Genomic DNA, 22,203 nt, shown 5'->3' on the forward strand with positions numbered 1-22,203 from the left:
CACGGTGCTCGGGTGGATCACATTGCTCAGGAACTGCGTGCGGTGGAACAGGCGGGGCACAGGCCCCAGTAGATGACCTCGGCCTCGTCGACGGCGAAGCCGCGGTCGTCTGAGGCGGTCAGGCAGGGGGCGTGGCCGACCGCGCAGTCGACGTCGGCGACGGCCCCGCACGAGCGGCAGACGAGGTGGTGGTGGTTGTCACCGACCCGTCCCTCGTAGAGGGCCGGGCTGTTCGGCGGGTCGAGGCGGCGTATGAGGCCTGCCGCGGTGAGTGCGTGGAGCCCCTCGTACACGGCTTGGACGGAGATGTGGCCGACGCGGCCGCGGACCTCGGAGGCGATCACCTCGGCCCCGAGGTGGTCACCGTCCCGCACGGTCTCCAGCAGCGCGACGCGGGCGGCCGTCACCCGCAGGCCGGCACCGCGGAGCTCTTCGGCGGTGGTCGGGTTCCGGGATGCGGTCATGCCGGACAACCTAACGCCACAAACACGACTGGTTCAAGAAAACGAACGGTTCAATTTAGGTGTCGTGTTCGTGAGGCCTTGCGCGGCGGCCCCCGTACGGCTTTGTGAGCTCCGTCACAGCGATTGTGCCCTGGTCCGGCGTCGGCCGCTGTCAGGCGTGTCCGTGGCGTGTCAGCACCGCTCGGGCCGTTGCCGCCATGGCCTCGTCGACCATCTGGCCCTCGAAGGTGAGCGCGCCCGTGCCGGCGCTCTGGGCCGACTCCACGGCGGCGACCAGGCGGGCAGAGCGGTCGAGCTCTTCGGGAGTGGGGGCGAAGACCTCGTTGATCACGAGGACGTGGGTCGGGTGGATGGCCATCATTCCGTCGTAACCGAGCGCGCGGTTCTGCTCCGCGAAGGCGCGCAGGCCCGTGAGGTCGGCGATGTGCGTCCACAGTCCGGTCACGGGTACGGCGCTCCGGCGGCGCGGACGTCGAGGAGGACGCGGGAGCGCAGCGCCTGTGTCTCGATGCCCTCGGGGCTCCAGCGGTAGCCGACGGCGCGCTCCACGTCGCCGCCTGGTGCGGTCAGCGCACCGGCGTGTGCGACCCGGGGGGCCACGGCGGCGATGTCGTAGGCGTCGTGAAGCGCGCGGGCCGACTCCAGCAGGGGGACGAGGGTCGCGCACCAGGTGATCAGGCGGTCGGCGAGGCGTACGTCGGCGGCGGTGTGCACTTTCGGCAGGACGATCCCAGCCGTTCCGGGGCGTACGACGGCACGCAGTTCCTCGGCGGCGGTCCAGTCGTCGAGCGGGTTGATCCGGACGAACAGGGGCATGGCACCGGCCGGTTCCGCGGCGGCCTCCGCCAGGGCTTCTGCGACCCGGGCACGGGCGAGCGGTTTGTCGGGCGTGGGGACCGCGTCCTCCAGGTCGAGGATGACGGCGTCGGCACCGGTGGCGCGGGCTTTGGGGAGCCAGTCGGTGCGGTGGCCTGGGATGAAGAGGAGGGAGCGCAGGGGGGCAGCGGCACGCAGGGGTGCCGTGGCGCTCAGGGATGCCGTGGTGCAGGCCTCGCCGCTCAGGGGTGTTCCGGGCTCAGACGGCATCGTTCTTCTCCAGGTCCGCGAGTTCCTCGTCGCTCAGTCCGAGCCAGTCCCGGTACACGAGGTCGTTGTCCTGGCCGAGTGCGGGGCCGGTGCGCCAGACGCGGCCGGGGCGTTTCCGGAAGTGCGGGATGACCGCCTGCATGCGCACCTCGCCCAGGTCGGGGTCGTCGACGGTGACGATGTCGTCGCGCTCGGCGTAGACGGGGTCGGCGGCGATGTCGGCCGCGTCGAACACCCGGGAGGCCACGACCTCGGCGCGGGCGAACGCCTCCAGGCACTCGGCCTCCGTGCGCTCCGCCACCCAGGTCCGGAGCCCGTCGTCCAGCTCCCCGCGGCGGGCGTGCTGTTGCTCCGACGTGGCGAACTCCTCCTCCGGCAGGCCCAGCAGCCGGGCCACGTTGCGTACCGAGCGCAGGGTCGCGGACGTGACCGTGATCCACTGCTCGTCGCGGGAGCGGTAGGTGTTGATCACGGCGGCGGGGGCGACGGCCAGCTGGTTGCCGGAGCGCTGCGGCACCGTGCCGAGCTGGTCGTGGACGATGACCTGCCACTCGACGAGGCGGAAGAGGAGTTCGAAGAGGGCGAGGTCGATCCACTCGCCGTCGATGGTCACGCCTCGCCGAGACGGCGCACGGCTTCGGCACCGACCCGGCCGAGGTCGCCCGGGCCGCCATTCTCGGCCGGCGTCCAGCTCGGCGAGCACCAGCGCTTCATCTTCCGCTGGGCCTTCGCCACCACGCTCGTGATGACCGCCGGCGCCCTCCTCACCGTCTCCCTCTGACGGAGGCTCAGGCGTTCGTGGAGGTCAGGCGTTCGAGCTTGGCGGCGGCCGTCGCGGCCTTGCGATCGGCTTCGCGGACGCGGCGGTCGGCCGTGCGCGCCCGTTCCCTGGCCGACCGCTGGGCGAAGCGGGCCTGCTCGTGCTCGCCCCTGGCGCGTTCCAGTTCCTCGGTGAGTTCGCCGACTCGCCGCTGCAGGCGGTCCACCTGCGCTGTCGCCTCGTCCGCGGCCCGGCCGGCGGCCGCCGCCTCGTCCCGCATCGCCCGCAGTTCCCGCTCGGCGGTCTCGGCGTCCCGCCGGGCCTCGGCCAGCCGCCGCTCCCCGTCCGCCTTGCGGTCCGGGCGGGAAGGGGCGACTGGGCGACGCCGGGCCCCGGCGTCCTGCGTGACAGCCCGCTCCCCCACGGCCGGAAAACCGACGGTGGCACTGAGCCGCTTGACCAGCCGGCCGCTCGCCCAGGCCTGGGCGGCCTCGGGATCGGCCAGAACGGCGTGCAGGGTGTTCTCGACCTCGCGCAGCACGCCCTCGCCGACCGGGTGACCGGCCTCCACGGCGAGCTGCCGGGCCTGGGCGGACAGGGCGCGGACGATCGCGTGCTGCTGCCGGCTCAGCTCGCGCAGCTGGGGGCCGTCCAGGTCGTGGTGGGCCTGCCGCAGCCCCTCCCCAAGCCGGAGCAGGGGCTCGACCTCGCCGGGGAGGCCACGGACCAGGAGATTGCCGACCCAGGCCGCGAGGCTGGGCTTGCGCAAGGCGCCGATCCGCTCGGCGAGGTCCCGGTCACCGGCGGTACGGGCGGCGGCGACGGCGGAGGCACGGGCCGCGGTGAACTCCTCCGGCCGCAGGGCGTACAGCTCGTCGGCCACGGCGTCGTACTCCATGAGCGTCCCTTTCGCCCGGCAGCTCCGTTTCGATCGTCTCAGGGCGCGCTGTCCGGGGCTCGCGGAAGGCTCCGGAGGTACCCCGTTCATGATCGGGAAATCGACGGTTTAACATATGAGCGCCGCCTAGCTCGAAAGATGGATCTGTGACTGTCAACGACGACTCGTTCACCAACTGGAAGAACCGCGAGGAGATCGCGGAGTCGATGATCCCGATCATCGGGAAGCTGCACCGGGAGCAGGACGTGACCGTCCTGCTGCACAGCCGCTCCCTGGTGAACAAGTCGGTGGTCAGCATCCTCAAGACCCACCGGTTCGCCCGCCAGATCGCGGGTGCGGAGCTCTCCGTCACGGAGACGCTGCCCTTCCTCAAGACCCTGGCCGAGCTCGACCTCGGGCCGTCGCAGATCGACATCGGCATGCTGGCCGCGACGTACCGCGAGGACGACCGCGGTCTGTCGATCGCGGAGTTCACCGCCGAGGCCGTCGCGGGTGCCACCGGGGCCAACAAGATCGAGCGCCGCGAGGGGCGTGACGTCGTCCTCTACGGGTTCGGCCGCATCGGCCGGCTCGTGGCCCGGCTGCTCATCGAGAAGTCCGGCTCGGGCAACGGTCTGCGCCTGCGGGCCATCGTGGTACGCGGTGGAGGCGACCAGGACATCGTGAAGCGCGCCTCGCTGCTGCGCCGCGACTCGATCCACGGTCAGTTCCAGGGCACGATCACCGTCGACGAGGCGAACAGCACGATCATCGCCAACGGCAACGAGATCAAGGTCATCTACGCGAACGACCCGTCCGAGGTCGACTACACGGCGTACGGCATCAAGGACGCCATCCTCATCGACAACACCGGCAAGTGGCGCGACCGCGAGGGCCTGTCGCAGCACCTGCGCCCGGGCATCGACAAGGTCGTGCTGACCGCGCCCGGCAAGGGCGACGTCCCGAACATCGTGCACGGCGTCAACCACGACACGATCAAGCCGGACGAGCAGATCCTGTCCTGCGCGTCGTGCACCACGAACGCGCTGGTGCCGCCGCTGAAGGCGATGGACGACGAGTTCGGGGTCCAGCGGGGCCACGTGGAGACCGTCCACTCGTTCACCAACGACCAGAACCTGCTGGACAACTACCACAAGTCCGAGCGCCGGGGCCGCTCCGCGCCGCTCAACATGGTCATCACCGAGACCGGTGCCGCCTCCGCCGTCTCCAAGGCGCTGCCCGAGCTGAAGGCGAAGATCACCGGCAGCTCCATCCGGGTGCCGGTGCCGGATGTCTCCATCGCGATCCTCAATCTGCAGCTCGCGCGGGAGACCACCCGCCAGGAAGTGCTCGACTACCTCCGTGAGGTCTCCCTGACCTCGCCGCTGAAGCGCCAGATCGACTTCATCAGCGCCCCGGACGCGGTCTCCAGCGACTTCATCGGCTCGCGCCACGCCTCGATCGTCGACGCCGGCGCCACCAAGGTCGAGGGCGACAACGCGATCCTCTACCTCTGGTACGACAACGAGTTCGGCTACTCGTGCCAGGTCATCCGCGTCGTGCAGCACGTGTCCGGCGTGGAGTACCCGACGTACCCGGCTCCGGCGGTCTGATCCCCGGTCTGCAGGGTTCTTCGACGCGGGGCGTGCCAGGACGGCGCGCCCCGCGTCGTCGTGCGTCAGGAGCGGGTCAGCTCGATCCGGTACTGCCGGGTCCGCGAGCCGTCCTCGCTGCTCACGGTCACGACGGCTGCTCGTGATGTCTCCTTGCGGACGGTCACGGCCGCGTACGGGTCGCGGGACGTCGCGGTGATCCTCACCCGGTCCGGGCGGTCGGAGCTCACGCGGTAGCTCGCCCGGTCCGGGTCGAAGCCGTCGACCGGCACGCCGTCGACCTCGATCGAGGCAGCGGCGGCGTCGGCGGAGGTCCCCGGCGCCTTGGCGCGCAGCTCGATCTCCCCGAGGGTGATGTAGCCGCCCGGGCGTGCCGTCATGGCCACGCGCACCCCGGTCACCGGGCCGGTGGCGCGCACCGGGACGTCGGCCACCGGCGTGCCCTCGGTGCCCACGGCGACCTCGTCGCTCGCGTCGGCCCAGGTGCCGTCGGCCCCGCGTACCTGCACCTTGAGGGACTGCGCGAAGCTGAGGTTGGCGCCGTCGCGGTGGAAGTGGGTGACGACCCGGGTCAGATCACGCGCCTCGGGCAGGGTGAAGGTGATGGTGTCGGAGGGGTTCTTCGTGCCTGATCTCCAGTTCGACCAGGCCTTCTCGGAGGTGTTCCCGTTGCGCAGGCCCTCGGCGGAGTAGCCGCTCTCGGTGTAGGTCGCGCCGACCGTCACGCCTTCGTCGAGCGCGGTGTTCGTCTCCCGGGGTGGGGTGACCTGGACACGTACGGTCGCGGCTGCCGTCGTTCCGCCGGGGACCCGGGCGGTGCCGTGCAGGGTGACCACCCCGGCGTCGTCGAAGGCGCCGTCGGGGGCGTGGTCCCAGGTGACGGGGAGGTCGGCGGTTCCGCCGTGGCGTCCGACGCCGGTGACCGTGGTGGGCAGGTCGGGGCGTCCGCCGGTGTGGGTCTTGGCGCGGGCCGGGAGCGTCGAGGCGATGGTGTCCACGGTGACGACCGCTTCGGCCCGGACGGACCGGCCGAGCGCGTCGGTGGCCCGGCCCTTGACTCGGACGGTTCCTGGCTTGCCCCACCGCGACTCGGAGGGCAGCGTCCACCGCACGGGCAGCGCTCCCCGGGCACCGTCCCGGTAGACGGGTGTCACGGTCTCGGGCAGCTCGGGTGTGCGGCCCGGGACGGTGAACGCCTTGGCCTGCTCTGTCCGGAGCACGGTCTCGTCGGTGACGGCCCAGCGCTGGTTGGCGTTGGAGGTGGGCAGGTAGGCCGAGACACGGGCGCCGTCCGCGGTCGACTGGCCGACGACGTCGAGCAGCCGGCCCGTGGCGGCGTTGACGAAGGTCCAGGTGCCGTCCCCGGTGGTCGACATGATCCACTGCGCGGCCGGGGTGTCGCTCTCCTCCAGTACCGCCTCGTTGTCGCGCACGGCGAGTCGCGTGCCGGTGGCGGCGTTGACGAGGGCGTAGCGCTCCCGGTTGCTGTCGCCCCTGGTCAGCCGCTTCACGGACCAGAGTTGGGATGGGGCGGCCGGGTCGGCCGTACGGACGACGACTCCGCTTTCGTCGGCGGACGGGGCCAGGGACTTGCCGCTCTGGGCTCCCTGGAGGCGGTAGGTGTGGCCGGGCTGGACGAGTGCGGCGTCCTTGTCGGTGCCCGAGACACCGTCGACGAGGAAGCTCGTGACCGACTTCGCGGGGACGGTCAGCGTGGCGGAGTCGTCCTTCACCTTCACCGGGGTGCCGCGAACCAGGGCGCCGTCGGCGCTGGTCACCACGGGGGTCACCTTGGCGCCGAGTGCGACACGCCCGAAGCGTGAGAGGTCCAGAGTCACGGAGCGGGGGGCGGTTCCGCTGTTCACGTGCACCACGGTCGCTCCGCGCCCCGACTTGCGTACGGCGGCGACGCTGGAGGGGTCGTCGGCCTTCACGAAGTGGTCGCCGGGGCGGATGTGGTGGGTGAAGTTGCGCAGGGTGTGGAACTTGGTGTTGGCCCGGATCGGGCAGCTCTCCAGCGTGTCCTTGGCTGTGCAGTTGAACGGGATGTGGATGCTGCCCCAGTTCTTGCCGGCCTGTGCCTGGGGGATGGAGTCCTCCACGGGCTGCCACAACACCCAGGCGGACGGCTCCAGTTCACGGATGTCCTCGACGACCCGGGTGGCGATGCCGAGCCCCGGTTCCATGCCGGTGAAGTCGGTGCCGGTCCCCCAGGTGCCTTCGACCTCGCTCATCCAGAAGGGCCGGTCGGCGGCCTTGGCGCTGTCGCGGGCGCTGGTGCGCATGCCGGTGCCGTAGGTGTGCACGTTGAGCTGGTCGACGGCGGCCCGGGCGGAACTGTCGTAGGCGTTCCAGTTGCGGACGAAGATGCTCGGGTTGGTCTCGTCCATGGCGGAGACCGTGGCGCGGGTCTTGGCCTTGTCGAGGGCGCGGCGTACGGCCAGTACGACCTTCTGCTGGAGTTCCGGGCCGGCGTGGGCGCCCTCCTGGCGGCCGCCGGTGGGCTGTCCGTCGGGGCCGATCTGGGTGCCCCAGTAGTTGGTGTTGGGTTCGTTGAGCGGGGCGAGGGTGTCGAACTCGATGCGGTGCTTCTTCTCCAGTTGCTCCGTCACCTTGACCAGGTAGGCGGCGAAGTCGTCGACGCGGTCCGGCCGTATCTGGTCGGTGTTGGCGTCGAAGCCTCCCGAGACATAGCCGCTGACGGTCTGGAACCAGGGCGGCGAATTGCTGAAGGCCTCCCACTTGGTCACCTTGTTCTTGACCCGGTCCACCCACCAGCGCTGCCCCGGGTCGGCGGACCAGTCCCAGTGCTCGGGGTCGTCAGGGTTCCACCAGTCGGTGTCCTCCCGGGTGGTGCCCGCCGGGGCCTTCCAGAAGCCGTCCATCGTCGCGCCGACCTTCATGTAGTCCTTGCGGACGTCGGGCGCGTTGCCGCCGCCGATGTTGTAGCGCGCGATGTTGAGGCGGAGGCCGTCCTCGCCGAACAGCATGTCGGCGAGCTTCTGGCGGATGGGCTCCGGGTAGCGGCCCGTGATGTTGGCGAACCAGACGAGGCTCGTCCCCCATCCTTCGAACTCCTGCTGTCGGTAGGACGGGTCGATCCGTACCGTGACCGCGCTGCCGGGCGGTTCGGCGGCAGCGGCGGGAGGTGCCGCCAAGAGCCCCGCGCCGAACACCAAGGGGACGGTGAACGCCAAGGCCGGGGCGAGGCGTTGTCTGCTGGACATGGATTCCCTTCGGGAGCGAACAGAACCGCGCAGAACCAATCGAGTTTCCCGAATGTTTTAGGACGGTAATCAACACGTCAAGAGGGAGGGCGAGTTGGGAACCGACGCACACCCCTTGACGCGTTCCGCCTCGCCGCCCCAATAATGACCATCCATACGCCGTCCACATATCTAAACGACGTTCTCTGTTGTGCACGCGAGCGAGCACGGAGGCGCAGTGACCGGTTTACGCACCACCCGCAGTCGTCCGATCGTCGCCTCTCTCGCCGCCCTGCTCGCCGTCTCCGGCTGTTCGGTGGCCGGTGCCGACCCCATCGGCGGCGGTCCGGGCACCCTGCGCATCGTTCTGCCCGAGGAACCGCCGACCCTCGAACCCTGTGACGCCTCCCTGACCGCGACGGGCCGGGTCACCCGGTCCAACATCACGGAGGCACTCACCGAGCGCGAACCGTCCACCGGACGCCTGGAGCCCGCCCTCGCCACCAAGTGGACCCGGAATTCCGCCACTTCATGGACGTTCACCCTCCGCAGGGGCGTCACCTTCCACGACGGGAAGCCCTTCACGGCGGCCGCGGCCGCGTTCTCCGTCAAGCGCGCCACGGACTCGAAGATCGACTGCAACGTCGACGGCTACATCTTCGCGGACAGCGAGCTGACCGCCACCCCCGTCGACGACACCACGCTCCGGGTCACCACGGCGAAGCCGGACCCGATCCTGCCGCTGCGCCTGTCCTTCGTCGAGATCGTGCCGACGAGCACCGACCCCGACTCCCGGGTGCGGGAGCCGGTCGGCACGGGGCCCTACCGGATCGACGACTGGAACCAGGGCCGTCACCTGCGGCTCAAACGCTTCCCCGGCTACTGGGGCAAGGCCCCCGAGTTCGCGGCAGCCACCTACGTCTGGCGCGCCGAGGGCAGTGTGCGCGCGGCGATGGTGACGAACAACGAGGCGGACGTCGCGATCGGGCTCGCCCCCGAGGACGGGGCCGGTGACCGCGCGGTCGAGTTCGCCACCAACGAGGTGTCGTACCTGCGCATGGACGCCACGAAGCCGCCTCTGGACGACATCCGGATTCGACAGGCCGTCAACTACGCGATCGACCGTGAGGGCCTGGTCACCGCCGTCTTCGCGGGCCGGCCGACCGGGCAGCTCGTGTCGAAGGGCGTCACCGGCTACAACCCGGGCATCAAGCCATGGCCGTACGACCCGGACCGGGCCCGACGACTCGTCGCCGAGGCCCGGGCCGACGGAGTCCGCACCGGCACCACCCTCACCCTCATCGGCCGCAACGGCATCTACCCGAAGGCCGCCGAGGCGATGGAGGTGGTCCAGGACGGGCTGATCAAGGCCGGGCTGAAGGTCAGGATCAAGATGCTCGACGTCAACGCCTGGCTGGAGTACCTGCTGCGCCCCTTCCCCGCCGGCGACACCGGCCCCACCCTGCTCCAGGCCCAGCACGGCAACCAGGCGGGCGACGCCGCCTTCACGATGGGGCAGATCTACGGCAGTGAGGGCGCCCAGAGCAGCTACGGCACCGACGCGCTCGACACGCTCATCGAGGAGGCGCAGCTCGCCTCGGGCGGGAAACGGCAGAAGGCGTTCGCGGACGCGTTCAGTCATCAGAACGACGAGGTCGTCCGGGACGCCGTCATGGCCAACATGACCGGACTGCTGGCCCTCTCCCCCAAGGTCCGCTACCGGCCCGACTCGGCCACCAACGACGAGATGCGGCTCGCCGACATGCGCCGCGCGGACTGAGGGAGGACCTCACGTGCTGACCTTGCTGCGCCGCCGCGCGGTCTCCAGTGTCGTCCCGCTGCTCGTGGTGGTCCTCGGAGTCTTCTTCCTGGCCCGCCTCACCGGGGACCCCGCCAACCTGTATCTGCCGCTGAGCGCGACGCCCGAGATGCGGGCCGAGTTCGCCGCCCGCAACGGCCTGGACGACCCGCTGATCACCCAGTTCGGCGATTATCTAGCCCAGGTCGCCCACCTCGACTTCGGCGAGTCGCTGCGCACCGCCCAGCCGGCGGGCGAGGCCGTCCTGCGGGCCTTCCCCGCGACACTCCAACTGGCCGGCTGGACGATGCTGCTCGCCATCGTGGGCGCTGTGGTCATCGGCGCTCTGGCGGCCTACCGCCCGAACTCGGCGACCGACCGCATCGCGAGCTTCCTCTCCTCCACGGCCGCCAGCGTGCCCGACTTCTGGATCGCCATCATGGGCGTGCTGGTCTTCGCGGTCACCCTGGGCTGGCTGCCCACCTCCGGCACCAGCGGTGCGGCGGCGTGGGTGCTGCCCGTGGCCACGCTCTTCATCCGCCCGTTCGGCGTGCTGGTCCAGGTGGTGCGCGGCGCCATGGTCTCGGCACTGTCCGCCCCGTATGTGAAGGTGGCGCGCGGCAAGGGGGCCTCCGAACTCCGGGTGGTCTTCGGACACGCCCTGCGCAACGCCGCCGCACCGGCCCTGACCGTCGCGGGCGATCTGGCCGTGGGGCTGGTCAACGGGGCGGTCGTCGTCGAGACGATCTTCGGCTGGCCCGGCATCGGCAAGCTCATGATCGACTCGGTGCTGCAGCGTGACTTCGCGGTGCTTCAGGCGGCCGTACTCCTGACCGCTCTGGCGATCTTCGCCCTCAACATCCTGGTCGATCTCTGCCACGCGCTCCTCGACCCGCGGGTACGGCAGCGGGCGGCGGCATGAGCCAAGGACGGGACATGCTTCAGAAGGCCACATCCCAGACGGACGCCACGACCGTACGGCGACGGTGGTTCGCCCTGCTGCTCCGGGACCGGTTCGCCTGCGCGGCCGCCCTGCTCCTGCTCCTGGTCGCGCTGAGTGCCGTACTGGGGCCGCTCCTGGCCGGGGACCTGGCGACGCGCCAGAACCTCCGTGCCCCGGGCCGGCCGCCCTTCAGTCTCGACCACGGCTGGGCCTTCGTCCTCGGCAGCGACTCCCTCGGCCGGCCCGTCGCCGCGCGGCTGCTGGCCGCGGCCGGCACGACCCTGTCCGTGGCCGTGCCCGCCGTGCTGTGCTCGCTGGTCATCGGCTCGGTGTGGGGCATGTGGGCGGGCTACCACGGCGGTTGGCGCGAGAGTGTGTCGCTGCGGGTGGCCGACGTGATCCTCAGCTTCCCCTCGCTGCTGCTGGCCGTGGTCGTGCTGTATGTGTTCTCGCCGAGTGCGGCGAGCATCGTGCTGGTGCTGGCCGTCGCCCGGATCCCCGTGTATCTGCGCACCGCCCGGGCCGAGGCGGCGGAGTTGCGCAGCCGGCTGTTCATGGACGCGGCCCGGACCTTCGGCACGGGCAGTTGGGCGGCCATCCGGCGCCATGTCGCGCCGAGCGTGCTGCCCACGCTGCTGACCGTCGCCGCGCTCGACTTCTGCTTCGTGATGCTGGCCGAGTCGTCGCTGAGCTTTCTGGGCATCGGTATCCAACCGCCCGATGTGAGCTGGGGGTTGATGGTGGCCCAGGGGCGGCAGGAGTTGCAGAGCGCGTGGTGGATCGCGCTCTTTCCGGGGCTCGCGATCGTCGTCACGACCGTGTCGGCGACCGTTCTCGCTTCCTGGGCCAGGCTGACGACGGATCCGGGGCAGCGGTGGCGGCGGGGGCTGGGGCGGCGTTCCCGGGGGCCGCGTACGACGGGCCGAGGCGGGGTCGGAGTCGGGGTCGGAGTCGGGGTCGGGGTCGGGGTCGGGGTCGGCAAGGATGCCGTGGCGGGGGACGCGGCCGGTGTCCTGGTCGTGGACGACCTGTCCGTCGACGTGCACACTCCCGCCGGGCCGGTCTCCGTCGTCCGCGGCGTGAGCTTCGCCGTGCGGTCGGGCGAGACGCTGGCGCTGCTGGGCGAGTCGGGCTGCGGCAAGAGCATGACCGCACACGCCGTCGCCGGTCTGCTCGACCCGGTCGCGGAGGTGGTGGGCGGGCAGGTCCGGCTCGACGGCGAGGACCTGCTCGGACTGGGAGCACGGGCCAGGCGGCGACTGGCCGGGCCGGGTCTGGCCATGGTCTTCCAGGACGCGCTCAGCGCCCTCAACCCCGTCCACACGGTCGGAGCGCAGCTCGCGGAGCCCTTCCGGATCCACGAGGGCATGTCCCGGCGGGCGGCGCGGGCCAGGGCGGTGGAGCTGATGGAACGCGTGGGCATCCCGGAGGCCCGCTCCCGGGCGGACGCCTATCCGCACCAGTTCTCGGGAGGCATGCGGCAGCGCCTGCTCATCGCGACGGCGGTCGCCCTGCGGCCCAAGGTCCTGATCGCCGACGAGCCCACCACGGCCCTGGACGTCACCGTGCAGGCGCAGATCATGGACCTGCTCGGCGAGTTGCGGGGCGAGCAGCGGACGGCGCTCGTCCTCATCACGCACGATCTCGGGCTCGCCGCCGAGCACGCCGACCGGGTCGCCGTCATGTACGCGGGGACGGTCGTGGAGACCGGGCCGGTGGCCGAGGTCTTCGCCCGTCCCCACCACCCCTACACCCGCGGCTTGTTGGATTCGGTACCGGCCGAGCAGCACCGGGGCTCCCGACTGACGTCGATTCCCGGGAGCCCGCCGGACCCGGCCGAGGTACCGGCCGGCTGTGCCTTCCGTACGCGCTGTCCCCTGGCCCGTGAGCGGTGTGTGACCCACCGGCCGGTGCTGACCAGCACCGGGACCGGCCGGGCCGCCGCCTGCCACTTCGGGAAGGAACTGGCCGATGCCTGAACGCGCGACCCTGCTGGAGGCCGCCGGTCTGGCCAAGAGCTTCACCGTCCGGCGGACCTTGCGCGGCGGCACCCGGCTACGGGCGCTGGACGGGGTGGACCTGTCCCTCGGGCGCGGGGAGGCCCTCGGCCTGGTCGGCGAGTCCGGCTGCGGCAAGTCCACGCTGGCCAGGATTCTCCTGCTGCTGGAGCGGCCCGACGCGGGCACCGTGCGGTACGAGGGCGTCGACCCGTTCGCGTTGTCGGGTGCGGAGCTGCTGGCCTGGCGGCGGAAGGTGCAGATGGTCTTCCAGGATCCGTTCGGTTCGCTCGATCCCCGCCTCAGCGCGGCGGATCTCATCGGGGAGCCCTGGCTGACCCATCGCGGTCTCGTGCCCCCTTCGCGGCGGGCGGCGCGCGTGGGCGAGCTGCTGGAGATGGTCGGGCTGCGCGCCTCGGACGCGGGCCGCCATCCGCACGAGTTCTCCGGCGGTCAGCGGCAGCGGATCGGTATCGCCCGGGCCCTGGCGCTGGAACCCGAGGTGATCGTCTGCGACGAGCCCGTCTCCGCGCTGGACCTGTCGGTGCAGGCGCAGGTGCTCAACCTGCTGTGCGACCTGCGGGACGAACTCGGGCTGTCGTACGTGTTCATCTCGCACGACCTGTCCGTGGTGCGGCATCTCGCCGACCGGGTCGCCGTGATGTACCTCGGGGGGATCGTGGAGACGGGCCCGACGGAGGAGGTCTACGAGCGGCCTCGCCACCCGTACACGGAGGCGCTGCTGTCGGCGGCCCCTTCGCCTCTGGCCGGCAGCGGGCGGCGCCGACGCCAACGCGTCGTGCTGACCGGCGAGATCCCGTCTCCCACCGACCCACCGTCCGGCTGCCGGTTCCGGACCCGGTGCCCTCGGGCGCGGGACCTGTGCGCCGAAGCCGTACCCGAACCGCCGCGCGGTGCGCTCGTCCACGGTGCGGCATGCCACTTCCCGCTGGAGGAGACACCCCCGGTCCCGGTCTGACGGGCGGTGTCATGCGACGACGATTGGCTTCCAACCGCCGGTAGGTCAGGCCTTCCTGTTCCATAAGCCGTCGCGGGCAGGCCACGACCACGGACACGTGGAAGGGGGCCCCGCCGCAGCAGGGCCCCCTTCCACGCGCTCAGTGTTTGAAGACGTCCTTGGTCTTCTCCTTGGCCTGCCGGGCGTCTCCCTTGGACTGCTCCGCCCGGCCCTCGGCCGTCAGCCGCTCGTTACCCACCGCACGGCCGATCGTCTCCTTGGCCTTTCCCTTGGCCTGCTCGGCCTTCGCCTTGGACTTCTGCTCTCCAGCCACGATTCACTCACTCCAAGTCGTGTCCGACTTCGGGGTCACCTGCCGAGTGACCGCGGGAGCGACGGTCAAACGTACGTCAGGACCGGAGTGATCTACGACGATACGGTCACGGTGCGTTTCGAGGCATCTTCGGTGGGTCAGCACGGTCCGGGTCTCTGTGCCCGGGTGAACCCGCTGCTCCGCTCCACTTTCGCCACATGCAGCGTGTAGGTCTCGTACCACTGGGCCTGCCCACGCTGCTGTGCCGCGCGGTGCTCGGGGTCGGCCCGCCACTCCGTGAGGGCCTCGGCGTCGCGGAAGTAGCCGACGGTGATGCCGAGCCCGCCAGGAGTCTGGGCGTGATCCATGCCCAGGAACCCGGGGACGTCCTTCACCAGGTCTTCCATGCGTGCGGCGGTCTCGCTGTAGCCGCTCTGGTCCTGGGTTCGCACCGTGGTGAAGACAGCCACGTAGTAAGGGGGTTCGAAAGCCTCGACGGGCGTGACAGGTGCTTCGGAGTGGTCGGCCATGGCGTCAATGTAGGACAGGGTGCCCCGGCGATCCGGCTCACCTGCGGCGGACCGCGTAGCCCAGGTACGCCACCACCGGACTGCCCTCCGGCTCGAGCGCCATGTCGACGAGCTCGGGCAGCTGATCGTCGGTCAGCGTGCCACGCCTGCGCCCGCGCGTCGCGCGCACCAGCCCGCGTACGTCACGCGGCCTGAACGCCGAGACGTCCCGCGCGGACAGCCCCGCCCGGCCGAGGGACCCGGCAAGCTCCCCGGGCGCCGAGGTAGATGAGGCGGGACACGAGGGTGCGGTTCACGGTGTCGTAGACGAAGGCCCCGCCAGGGCGCAGCACACGCGCCACCTCCCGGAGGACCGTGTCCGGCCGGTCGGTGATCTCGAGGGTGTCGGCGCAGTACACGAGGTCGAAGGAGCCGTCCGGGATGTCGATGTCTCATGCCGATCGGACGACCGCCTCGGGCCACAGTAGGCCGGGCGTAGCCTTCGGCGGCGTGTCCGGGCGGCGGTGCGAGGGGAGGGCCGTCGGCGCTGCTCACACTGGGCGAATGCCCGACGCGTCCGAAGCCCTCGCGACCGATGCCCGGCAGGTGGCCGTCATGACCGTCCTCACCCTGCTGGCCGGTGCCGTCGACGCCGTCAGCTTTCTGACGATGGGGGACGTGTTCTGCTCGCTGGTGACCGGGAACGTGCTCTTCCTGTCCTTCGCGCTCGCCGGTGAGGGTGCTGTCCCGGTGGCGCGGCCCGCCATCGCGATCGGCGCGTTCTTGGCCGGGGCGGCGAGCGCGGCCGTCGTGCTGAAGTGGCTCGCGGAGCGGGGCAGGGCGTGGTTCCAGGCCGGGCTCGTCAGCGAGGCCGTGCTGCTGGTGTGCGCCGGGGCGCTGACCCTGTGGCAGCACGGCACCGAGGCGGCCGCCGACGCCGGTTCCGATCACGGCGTCGTCGCCCTCGTCGCGCTGGCCATGGGGGTGCGTACGTCGACCGTGCTGCGGGTCCACGTGCCGGGAATGCCGACGCTGCTGAGCCAGATCGCCATCACCGAACTCATCAACGACGTGCTGAAGCACCCTCGGGCGGCGCTGCTCGGGATGTCGCCCAGGCAGCGGCTGGCCCGGACGCGGTGGACTGCCACGGCGGGCGGGATCTTCGTCGGCGGGGTGCTGGGCACACTGCTGCTGGTGCCCCTGGGCACCGGGCGGGCGCTGCTCGTCATCGCGGCGGTGGTACTGCTCCTCGCGGCGGCCACGCTGGCCGTGCCGCGGCCGGGGGACGGGACGGGGCAGGACCTCAAGGGTCCTTAGACGCCCGGGGACGCCCGGTGGACGCCCGGTGACCGCGGCGTCTCGGCTCACGTCAGTGGCAGCACGCGTCGTCCTTCTGAGGGCCGGGCCCCGTGTCCAGGCGGCAGAAGCAGGACGCCTCGACGGGGACGTCGGCCAGCGCGGTCGCCATTTTCAGTTGCTGGGCGACGAGGGCCGCCTCGCCGGTCTTGCCCGTTCGGATGAGGCATTCGTGGAAGCCGTGCAGGGACCAGACGTTGCCGGGGTGCTGTTGGGCGCGGGGCAGGGTGGCGTCGAGGCCGAGGTCCGCGCGGTAGACGGCCTCGGCCTCCGTCACGCGGCCCTGTTCCAGCAGCAGGGCGCCGTAGGCGTGGCGGGTGGGCTGCATCCAGCCCCACGGCTCGTCGTAGGGGAGGCTGTCGTCCAAGTCGATGGAGCGTTCCAGGGCGGCGAAGGCGAGGTCGTGGTTGCCCCGGCGGTATTCGAGCTCTCCGTCGAGCATGGCCGACGCGATGGCGAGGATGTCGTGGCAGGTGTTGTTGAACAGCATCCGCGTCTCGGGCACCCGGCGCACCGCCTCGCGGAAGAGCTCGCGCTCGGCCTCCGCGGGGCCGATCTCGCCGGTGGCCGAGAGGGCGACGCCACGGGCGTAGTGGCGCATGGCGGTGGTGACCGCGTAGAACTCGGGGTCGGCGGGGGCGGGCAGGGCGAGGATGTCGGTCCAGCGGCCGAAGCGGATCAGCACATGGACGCGCATGGCCAGGAAGCCCTCGAGCCAGTCGGCCATCGGGGGGCTCGGCACGCGGAGGAGGTCTTCGGGGACGGCCGCTTCGAGCTGGGCGGCGGTGTCGAGGGCGACCTGTGCCTGGCCGAGGAACATGGCCCCGTAGATCTTGAAGTGGTAGTTGTGCGCCCGGTAGAGGGTGTAGAAGTTCATCGCGCCGGCGCGCCGGTGGTACTTCTCGTCGACGGCGATGGCCTCGCTGTTCGCCGCGACGACCCGGCGGTAGTCGCCGCACAGGACGTCTAGGTGCGAGGGCATGTGGTGCAGGTGCCCGGCGTCGGGCACGATGCCGCGCAGGCGGTCGGCGACGGTGAGCGCCTGCTCCGGCGTCGGGGACATCTCCATCAGGTGGATGTACAGGTGCAGCACCCCCGGATGTCCCACTCCGGCTTCCGTGGCGAGGGCGCCGTCGAGGACGGCCTTGGCCTCCATGGTCCGGGCGCCCTCGGCCGGCTGCCCGGTCCTCAGGTCCCACAGCTGCCACGGTGTGAGGTTCATCAGGGCGTCGGCGTGGAGGGTGGCGATGTCCGGGTCGTGGGGTGCCAGTTCGTAGACCGTGCGCATCGCGTCCGCGTACGGCTCGTTCCAGACCGAGCAGTCCTCGACGGCTTCCGACTGCGGATAGCGGGCGCGGAGCGCGGAGATCAGGGCCTGTTCGACGGGGGTTGCGTGGTGGGCCTCGTCGTGGGCCTGTTCGACGGCGGTGTGGGTGCGTTCGACCGTTCGCACCAGCTCGTCGTCGTCGAAGAATTCCCAGGGCTTGTTGTAGTTCGGTCCGAGCGCGTAGGCGATGCCCCAATACGCCATCGCGCACTCCGGGTCGGCCTCCGCGGCCTTTTCGAAGCAGGCGACGGCTTCCTCGTGATGGAAGGCGTACGTCCACAGCAGACCGCGATCGAACCAGAGCTGAGCTGCGGAGGAAGACGTGGTGACGGGACGGCTGTAGGTACCGAGGTCGTAGTAATCGTCCATGGTCATCTCCTGGATTATCGGCCCGACCCGGTGAGAATAGCGGCCGCGGACATCCTCTCGAGCTTCAACCAATTCTGCGTATTACCAGACCACCACCCTTTACCAGACCACCACCCTTGGTTCGATAAGTCGAACGGGCATCGTTGTGGGCATGACTGACTTCCCGAGTTTTCCGCCCGGCTTCGTGTTCGGGGCGGCCACCGCCGCGTACCAGATCGAGGGTGCGGCGCAGGAGGACGGCCGTGGGCCGTCGATCTGGGACACCTACTGCCGCACCCCCGGCCTGGTGGCGAACGGGGACAGCGGCGATGTGGCCTGTGATCACTACCACCGGTATCCGCAGGACGTTGCGCTGCTGCGCGAGCTCGGCGTGGACTCCTACCGGTTCTCGATCGCCTGGCCGCGTATCGTCCCGGCCGGGTCCGGGCCGGTGAATCCCAAGGGGCTGGACTTCTACTCACGGCTGGTCGACGAACTGCTCGCGGCCGGCATCGAGCCCGCGGCCACGCTCTACCACTGGGATCTGCCGCAGGCCCTGGAGGACCGCGGTGGCTGGCGGACACGGGAGACCGCCGAGCGGTTCGGCGAGTACGCGGCCGTCGTCGCCGGGCATCTGAGCGACCGGGTGCCGCGCTGGATCACCCTCAACGAACCGTGGTGCAGTGCCTTCCTCGGCTACTCCGTCGGCCGGCACGCCCCGGGCGCCCGCGAGGGCCGGGGCGCGCTCGCAGCGGCCCATCATCTGCTGGTCGGGCACGGCCTCGCCGTGCAGGCGTTGCGGGCGGCCGGTGTACGCGAGGCGGGCATCACCCTCAACCTCGACCGCATCCTCCCCGCCACCGGCTCCCCCGCCGACCGGTCGGCCGTCACCCGTGCGGACACCCTGCACAACCTGGTGTGGACCGAGCCGATCCTGGCGGGCCGCTACCCGGCCGCCGAGGAGGAGACCTGGGGCGGGTTGATCACCGGCCAGGACTTCCGGCGGGACGGCGACCTGGAGCTGATCTCCCAGCCGCTGGACTTCATGGGCATCAACTACTACCGGCCGCTCGTCGTCGCCGACGCCCCGCACCGCGAGAGCGACCCGACGCTGCGGGTGGCGACCGACAACCGCTATGAGGAGGTTCGGCTGCCCGGGGTGCGGCACACCGCCATGGGCTGGCCCGTCGCGCCCGGCACGTTCACGGATCTGCTGGTGGCGCTCAAGGAGCGCTACGGCGAGGCCCTGCCGCCCGTCCACATCACCGAGAACGGCTCGGCGGAGGACGACGAGGTGAGTGCCGACGGGGCCGTCCACGACAGCGACCGGGTCGCCTACCTGCGCGACCATCTCACCGCGCTGCGGGCCGCGATGGACGCCGGGGTGGACGTCCGCGGCTACTACGTGTGGTCCCTCCTGGACAACTTCGAGTGGGCCTTCGGCTACGACAAGCGCTTCGGCATCGTCCGCGTCGACTACGCCACGCAGCGGCGGACACCGAAGGACAGCTACCACTGGTACCGGGCCATGATCGCCGCGCAGCGGCCGTGACGGCCCGGTCGGAGAAAATCATCTTGTCGTTCCATCGGGGGCATGTGCGCAAGAGGCTGGCACCGGCCAACTCCCGCTCCCTAGGATGTACTTCCTGTCCAGCCAGTCCGTTGGCGCGGCGCCTTGCAGGGGGAACGATGCACTCCGAGAAGCAGTTGTCCACCGAGATCGACGCGACCGTGCCGACGGCAGCGCGCATGTACGACCACTATCTGGGCGGCAAGGACAACTACGCGGCGGACCGCGCCGCCTGCGAGGAGCTCGACAAGGTCGTGCCCAGCACGCGGCGCCTGGCCCTGAACAACCGGCGTTTCCTCCAGCGCGTCGTGCGGACCCTGTCCGAGGAGTACGGCATCCGGCAGTACCTGGACCACGGCTCAGGCCTGCCGACGCAGGACAATGTGCATCAGGTCGCCCAGCGCATCGACCCCACGACCCACGTGGTGTACGTCGACAACGACCCGATGGTGCTGGTCCACGGGCGTGCGCTGCTGGAGCAGGACGAGCGCACCACCGTGATCCACGCGGACATGCGCGAGACCGACCTGATCTTCGATCACCCCGACACCAAGCGGCTGATCGACTTCTCCGAGCCGGTGTGTGTGCTCTTCAACTCGGTGTTCCACTGCATCCCGGACAGCGACACCGACGGGCCGCTCGCGGTGGCCCGCCGCGTCCGGGAGCGGCTCGCGCCCGGCAGTTTCCTGGTGATGTGCCAGCTGGTCAGCGAGGACGCCGAAGTACGTGACTTCGTCACGAACTTCATGGATCAGGCCACCCAGGGGCACTGGGGGCGCGTGCGTGAGCCGAAGGACGTCGAGACGTACTTCGAGGAGCTGGAGATCCTGCGGCCGGGCCTCGTGGAGGTGTCCACCTGGCGTCCGGACACCGAGGTGGCGCCGCGTCAGCTCACGCACGAGTGGATCGAGTTCGGCGGCGTGGGTCGGATTCCGCTGGAGAACTAGCGGGCCCGTCGCTCCGAGGAGTGCCTCGCGCAGGACACCGGTCGTCCCGCGGGAGGCATCCGCACGTCACGGGTAGCGCTGCTCCATCGTCTGACGCAGCAGTTCCAGGGAGTCTCGGGGCTTGAGCGCCTCGTCCGCGAGCCGGTCCAGCGCGATCCGGTACTGCTCCGTCTCGTCGCGGTCCTCGAGGAAGTTCGCGCTCTTGATGTGCTCCAGGTAGACCACGTCGGGCAGGTCGAGTCCGCCGAAGCGCAGATACGTGACGGGGATGGCCGGCGCCGAGGCGTTCGTGACGCTCAGCGGCACGATCTGCACCGTCACATTCGGCCGTTCGGCCATCTCGACGAGGTGGGCGAGCTGTTCCCGCATCACATCGGTGCTGCCCAGGACGCGCAGCAGCACGGACTCGTCGATCATCGCCCACAGTTGTGGGGCCTCCTGGCGCAGCAGCAACCGGGCTCGGTGCATGCGGAGTTCGACGCGCCGCTCCACCTCGCCGGCCGGTGCGTTCGGCAGACCGCGCTCCACCACGGCCCTGGTGTAGGCGGGAGTCTGCAACAGGCCCGGCACATACTGGATCTCGAAGGTCCGGATGGTGGCGGCGGCCTCCTGGAGTCCGACCAGCCGGTCGAACCACTCGGGCATCAGCCGCTTGTCGTAGCGCTGCCACCAGCCCGGCTCTCCGGCCCGCTGCAGCAGCTTGAGCAGCACCGACGCCTCGTAGTCGTCGGTGTTGTACTGCCGCAGCAGCGCGCGGACGTCGTTCTCCGTCGGCGGGCGGCGGCCCTTGCCCGACTCGATGCGGGACAGCTTCGCGGGACTGAACCCGACAGCGCGTGCCGCCTGGTCCTGAGCGAGCCCGGCGTCCTCGCGGAAGCCGGCGAGCTGCACACCGACCAGCATCTTCAGCAGAGTCGGCGCCGGCTCGGGCCTGTCCAGGTAGGGTTCGAGACGGGAGATGCGATGCGACGCGGCGGACATCCTGACTCCCAGCAGACCGGCACAAGGACGACTAACACTATCGCACCGGCGGGGCGTCTCCGCATGTGCCCGCAAGCACCCTTCAGAAGTAGAGAGTTGGGCTCCGCTACAGCAGGTGGTCGAACTCGCCGTCCTTGGCCCCGGCCAGGAACGCCGCCACCTCCGCCGCCGTGTAGACGAGCGCGGGCCCGTCGGGATCACGGGAGTTGCGCATCGCGATCCCGCCGTCGACGAGAGGGGCGACCTCGACGCAGTTGCCCTCGGCGTTGCTGTGCCGGCTCTTGATCCAGCGGGCGTCCAACTCGCTGGCCCGCACTCCGTTCCGCATTGGCACCGCAGTCTCCTTGCTGTTCTCGTACCCCGCCGCGCACGGTGTGCCCGGCCGTCCAGCCGAGACCGGCCGCATCCCTCGGCCGCACTCGTCCCGGCTTGCGTACCCACAACGGCTTGAATTTCACGCAATTTCTCGTGCAATTGCACGCGAGCGCCGTCAGCGTGGATAATAGCTGCGGCGTCAACCCCTGTGCTGACGCCCCGTCCTGACGTCGCATCGGGGAGATGCCGTGTCATCACCTGCGCAGCACGTGCTCCGGCCGCCGAGCGGGGCCGGAGCACACACGAGCGCAGCCTGCACGAGCCGCGGTCTCCCGCCCGGCCCGCACACGCTGACGCCGTACGGGATCGCCCCGACGCCGGAGACGAGGCAGCTGCCCTCCGGCGCCCTGGCCGCCTCGGCCACCCTGCGCGTCGAGTGCGGCCTGGAGGGATTCGCGCGAGCCCGCTCCTTCACCCGCGACACCCTGCACCTCTGGTCGCTCGACCACTGCCGCGAAGACGCCACCCTCGTCGTCACCAAACTCACCGCCAACGCCGCGACGCACGCGGCGCCGGGGACATCGGGTGCGCCGGAGGTCCGGCTCGGATTCCGCCTGAACCCCACCCATCTGCTGGTCACCGTCTCCGACCCCGACGACCATCCGCCCGTGCACAGACCCGCCGCCGGCTCCGCTCTCGAGGAGCACGGCCGGGGCCTGCGCATCGTCGACGCCCTGTCCGAGGAGTGGGGCTGGACCCCCCATCCCCCGGCGGGCAAGACGGTCTGGGCGAGGTTGTCGACCTCTCCCCCCATCTGACACGACTGCCGCGGAAA

The 22,203-nt window shown here is 70.8% G+C and carries 22 protein-coding genes; 9 read left to right on the forward strand and 13 right to left on the reverse strand.

The features are described from left to right. Positions 1-26: 26 nt before the first annotated feature. The 6 genes from NNW99_RS00180 to NNW99_RS00205 form a co-directional block, all read right to left on the reverse strand. The gene (locus tag NNW99_RS00180; protein ID WP_215116533.1) at positions 27-464 is read right to left on the reverse strand and encodes a Fur family transcriptional regulator; all 438 of its coding nucleotides are present in this window, start codon (positions 462-464) and stop codon (positions 27-29) included. A 151-nt stretch (positions 465-615) separates the two neighbouring features. Beyond that, positions 616-909: a hypothetical protein gene (locus NNW99_RS00185; protein WP_251057649.1), complete on the reverse strand. Its 294-nt coding sequence runs from the start codon at positions 907-909 to the stop codon at positions 616-618. Continuing rightward, positions 906-1,550 carry a CoA ester lyase gene (locus tag NNW99_RS00190; RefSeq protein WP_251057650.1) on the reverse strand — a complete coding sequence of 215 codons (645 nt, stop codon included), beginning with the start codon at positions 1,548-1,550 and terminating at the stop codon, positions 906-908. The genes NNW99_RS00185 and NNW99_RS00190 overlap by 4 nt, the downstream gene beginning before the upstream one ends. Then, positions 1,540-2,163, reverse strand: a complete 624-nt coding sequence (locus tag NNW99_RS00195) for a CoA transferase (protein ID WP_251057651.1) — start codon at positions 2,161-2,163, stop codon at positions 1,540-1,542. The genes NNW99_RS00190 and NNW99_RS00195 overlap by 11 nt, the downstream gene beginning before the upstream one ends. Then, complete coding sequence (locus NNW99_RS00200) at positions 2,160-2,318, reverse strand: hypothetical protein (RefSeq protein ID WP_215116534.1); 159 nt, start codon at positions 2,316-2,318, stop codon at positions 2,160-2,162. The genes NNW99_RS00195 and NNW99_RS00200 overlap by 4 nt, the downstream gene beginning before the upstream one ends. A 20-nt stretch (positions 2,319-2,338) precedes the next feature. Then, positions 2,339-3,208, reverse strand: coding sequence for a hypothetical protein (locus NNW99_RS00205; protein WP_215116535.1), 870 nt, complete (start codon positions 3,206-3,208; stop codon positions 2,339-2,341). Between the two features lie 146 nt (positions 3,209-3,354). Here NNW99_RS00205 and NNW99_RS00210 point away from each other — a divergent pair, with 146 nt between their 5' ends. Then, positions 3,355-4,800 carry a glyceraldehyde-3-phosphate dehydrogenase gene (locus tag NNW99_RS00210; protein ID WP_215116536.1) on the forward strand — a complete coding sequence of 482 codons (1,446 nt, stop codon included), beginning with the start codon at positions 3,355-3,357 and terminating at the stop codon, positions 4,798-4,800. 65 nt (positions 4,801-4,865) lie between these two features. Here the strand turns inward: NNW99_RS00210 and NNW99_RS00215 are convergent, their stop codons facing one another. Next, positions 4,866-8,027, reverse strand: coding sequence for a glycoside hydrolase (locus NNW99_RS00215; protein ID WP_215116537.1), 3,162 nt, complete (start codon positions 8,025-8,027; stop codon positions 4,866-4,868). Between the two features lie 217 nt (positions 8,028-8,244). On the opposite strand from NNW99_RS00215, the gene NNW99_RS00220 reads away from it, so the two are divergent. The 4 genes from NNW99_RS00220 to NNW99_RS00235 are packed head-to-tail and all read left to right on the forward strand — an operon-like array spanning position 8,245 to position 13,723. Further along, positions 8,245-9,786: an ABC transporter substrate-binding protein gene (locus tag NNW99_RS00220; protein ID WP_215116538.1), complete on the forward strand. Its 1,542-nt coding sequence runs from the start codon at positions 8,245-8,247 to the stop codon at positions 9,784-9,786. Between the two features lie 13 nt (positions 9,787-9,799). Further along, on the forward strand, positions 9,800-10,726 hold the full coding sequence (locus tag NNW99_RS00225) for an ABC transporter permease (RefSeq protein ID WP_215116539.1): 927 nt from the start codon (positions 9,800-9,802) through the stop codon (positions 10,724-10,726). Between the two features lie 14 nt (positions 10,727-10,740). Then, positions 10,741-12,726: a dipeptide/oligopeptide/nickel ABC transporter permease/ATP-binding protein gene (locus NNW99_RS00230; protein ID WP_251057652.1), complete on the forward strand. Its 1,986-nt coding sequence runs from the start codon at positions 10,741-10,743 to the stop codon at positions 12,724-12,726. Continuing rightward, complete coding sequence (locus NNW99_RS00235; protein ID WP_215116540.1) at positions 12,719-13,723, forward strand: ABC transporter ATP-binding protein; 1,005 nt, start codon at positions 12,719-12,721, stop codon at positions 13,721-13,723. The genes NNW99_RS00230 and NNW99_RS00235 overlap by 8 nt, the downstream gene beginning before the upstream one ends. Before the next feature lie 139 nt (positions 13,724-13,862). Here the strand turns inward: NNW99_RS00235 and NNW99_RS00240 are convergent, their stop codons facing one another. The 3 genes from NNW99_RS00240 to NNW99_RS39030 form a co-directional block, all read right to left on the reverse strand. Then, positions 13,863-14,036, reverse strand: a complete 174-nt coding sequence (locus NNW99_RS00240) for a CsbD family protein (protein ID WP_184586600.1) — start codon at positions 14,034-14,036, stop codon at positions 13,863-13,865. 137 nt (positions 14,037-14,173) lie between these two features. Continuing rightward, complete coding sequence (locus NNW99_RS00245) at positions 14,174-14,545, reverse strand: antibiotic biosynthesis monooxygenase (RefSeq protein WP_215116541.1); 372 nt, start codon at positions 14,543-14,545, stop codon at positions 14,174-14,176. Positions 14,546-14,727: 182 nt separating this feature from the next. Further along, positions 14,728-14,943, reverse strand: coding sequence for a methyltransferase domain-containing protein (locus tag NNW99_RS39030; protein ID WP_215116542.1), 216 nt, complete (start codon positions 14,941-14,943; stop codon positions 14,728-14,730). A 145-nt stretch (positions 14,944-15,088) separates the two neighbouring features. Here NNW99_RS39030 and NNW99_RS00250 point away from each other — a divergent pair, with 145 nt between their 5' ends. After that, positions 15,089-15,841: a YoaK family protein gene (locus NNW99_RS00250; RefSeq protein ID WP_215116543.1), complete on the forward strand. Its 753-nt coding sequence runs from the start codon at positions 15,089-15,091 to the stop codon at positions 15,839-15,841. A 52-nt stretch (positions 15,842-15,893) separates the two neighbouring features. Here the strand turns inward: NNW99_RS00250 and NNW99_RS00255 are convergent, their stop codons facing one another. Beyond that, a complete protein-coding gene (locus tag NNW99_RS00255) occupies positions 15,894-17,576 on the reverse strand; it encodes a hypothetical protein (protein ID WP_215124081.1) in 1,683 nt (560 codons plus the stop codon). A 151-nt stretch (positions 17,577-17,727) separates the two neighbouring features. Between NNW99_RS00255 and NNW99_RS00260 the strand changes: the two genes are divergently transcribed. Continuing rightward, positions 17,728-19,107, forward strand: a complete 1,380-nt coding sequence (locus NNW99_RS00260) for a GH1 family beta-glucosidase (protein WP_215116544.1) — start codon at positions 17,728-17,730, stop codon at positions 19,105-19,107. A gap of 137 nt (positions 19,108-19,244) precedes the next feature. After that, on the forward strand, positions 19,245-20,072 hold the full coding sequence (locus NNW99_RS00265; protein ID WP_215116545.1) for an SAM-dependent methyltransferase: 828 nt from the start codon (positions 19,245-19,247) through the stop codon (positions 20,070-20,072). Between the two features lie 66 nt (positions 20,073-20,138). Here NNW99_RS00265 and NNW99_RS00270 read toward each other — a convergent pair whose 3' ends face one another. Next, positions 20,139-21,053: a helix-turn-helix transcriptional regulator gene (locus tag NNW99_RS00270; protein ID WP_215116546.1), complete on the reverse strand. Its 915-nt coding sequence runs from the start codon at positions 21,051-21,053 to the stop codon at positions 20,139-20,141. A 106-nt stretch (positions 21,054-21,159) separates the two neighbouring features. Then, a complete protein-coding gene (locus tag NNW99_RS00275; protein ID WP_215124082.1) occupies positions 21,160-21,381 on the reverse strand; it encodes a DUF397 domain-containing protein in 222 nt (73 codons plus the stop codon). A gap of 235 nt (positions 21,382-21,616) precedes the next feature. Between NNW99_RS00275 and NNW99_RS00280 the strand changes: the two genes are divergently transcribed. After that, positions 21,617-22,186, forward strand: coding sequence for an ATP-binding protein (locus tag NNW99_RS00280; protein WP_251057653.1), 570 nt, complete (start codon positions 21,617-21,619; stop codon positions 22,184-22,186). The last annotated feature ends 17 nt before the right edge of the window (positions 22,187-22,203 follow it).

It is taken from the genome of Streptomyces sp. CRCS-T-1 (assembly GCF_024442335.1).
Lineage (GTDB): Bacteria > Actinomycetota > Actinomycetes > Streptomycetales > Streptomycetaceae > Streptomyces > Streptomyces koelreuteriae.

Coding starts and splice junctions, on each gene's coding strand:
- NNW99_RS00180 (WP_215116533.1), bottom strand. CDS start 464: ATGACCGCATCCCGGAACCCGACCACCGCCGAAGAGCTCCGCGGTGCC.
- NNW99_RS00190 (WP_251057650.1), bottom strand. CDS start 1,550: ATGCCGTCTGAGCCCGGAACACCCCTGAGCGGCGAGGCCTGCACCACG.
- NNW99_RS00205 (WP_215116535.1), bottom strand. CDS start 3,208: ATGGAGTACGACGCCGTGGCCGACGAGCTGTACGCCCTGCGGCCGGAG.
- NNW99_RS00215 (WP_215116537.1), bottom strand. CDS start 8,027: ATGTCCAGCAGACAACGCCTCGCCCCGGCCTTGGCGTTCACCGTCCCC.
- NNW99_RS00230 (WP_251057652.1), top strand. CDS start 10,741: ATGCTTCAGAAGGCCACATCCCAGACGGACGCCACGACCGTACGGCGA.
- NNW99_RS00235 (WP_215116540.1), top strand. CDS start 12,719: ATGCCTGAACGCGCGACCCTGCTGGAGGCCGCCGGTCTGGCCAAGAGC.
- NNW99_RS00245 (WP_215116541.1), bottom strand. CDS start 14,545: ATGGCCGACCACTCCGAAGCACCTGTCACGCCCGTCGAGGCTTTCGAA.
- NNW99_RS00250 (WP_215116543.1), top strand. CDS start 15,089: ATGCCCGACGCGTCCGAAGCCCTCGCGACCGATGCCCGGCAGGTGGCC.
- NNW99_RS00255 (WP_215124081.1), bottom strand. CDS start 17,576: ATGGACGATTACTACGACCTCGGTACCTACAGCCGTCCCGTCACCACG.
- NNW99_RS00260 (WP_215116544.1), top strand. CDS start 17,728: ATGACTGACTTCCCGAGTTTTCCGCCCGGCTTCGTGTTCGGGGCGGCC.
- NNW99_RS00265 (WP_215116545.1), top strand. CDS start 19,245: ATGCACTCCGAGAAGCAGTTGTCCACCGAGATCGACGCGACCGTGCCG.
- NNW99_RS00270 (WP_215116546.1), bottom strand. CDS start 21,053: ATGTCCGCCGCGTCGCATCGCATCTCCCGTCTCGAACCCTACCTGGAC.
- NNW99_RS00275 (WP_215124082.1), bottom strand. CDS start 21,381: ATGCGGAACGGAGTGCGGGCCAGCGAGTTGGACGCCCGCTGGATCAAG.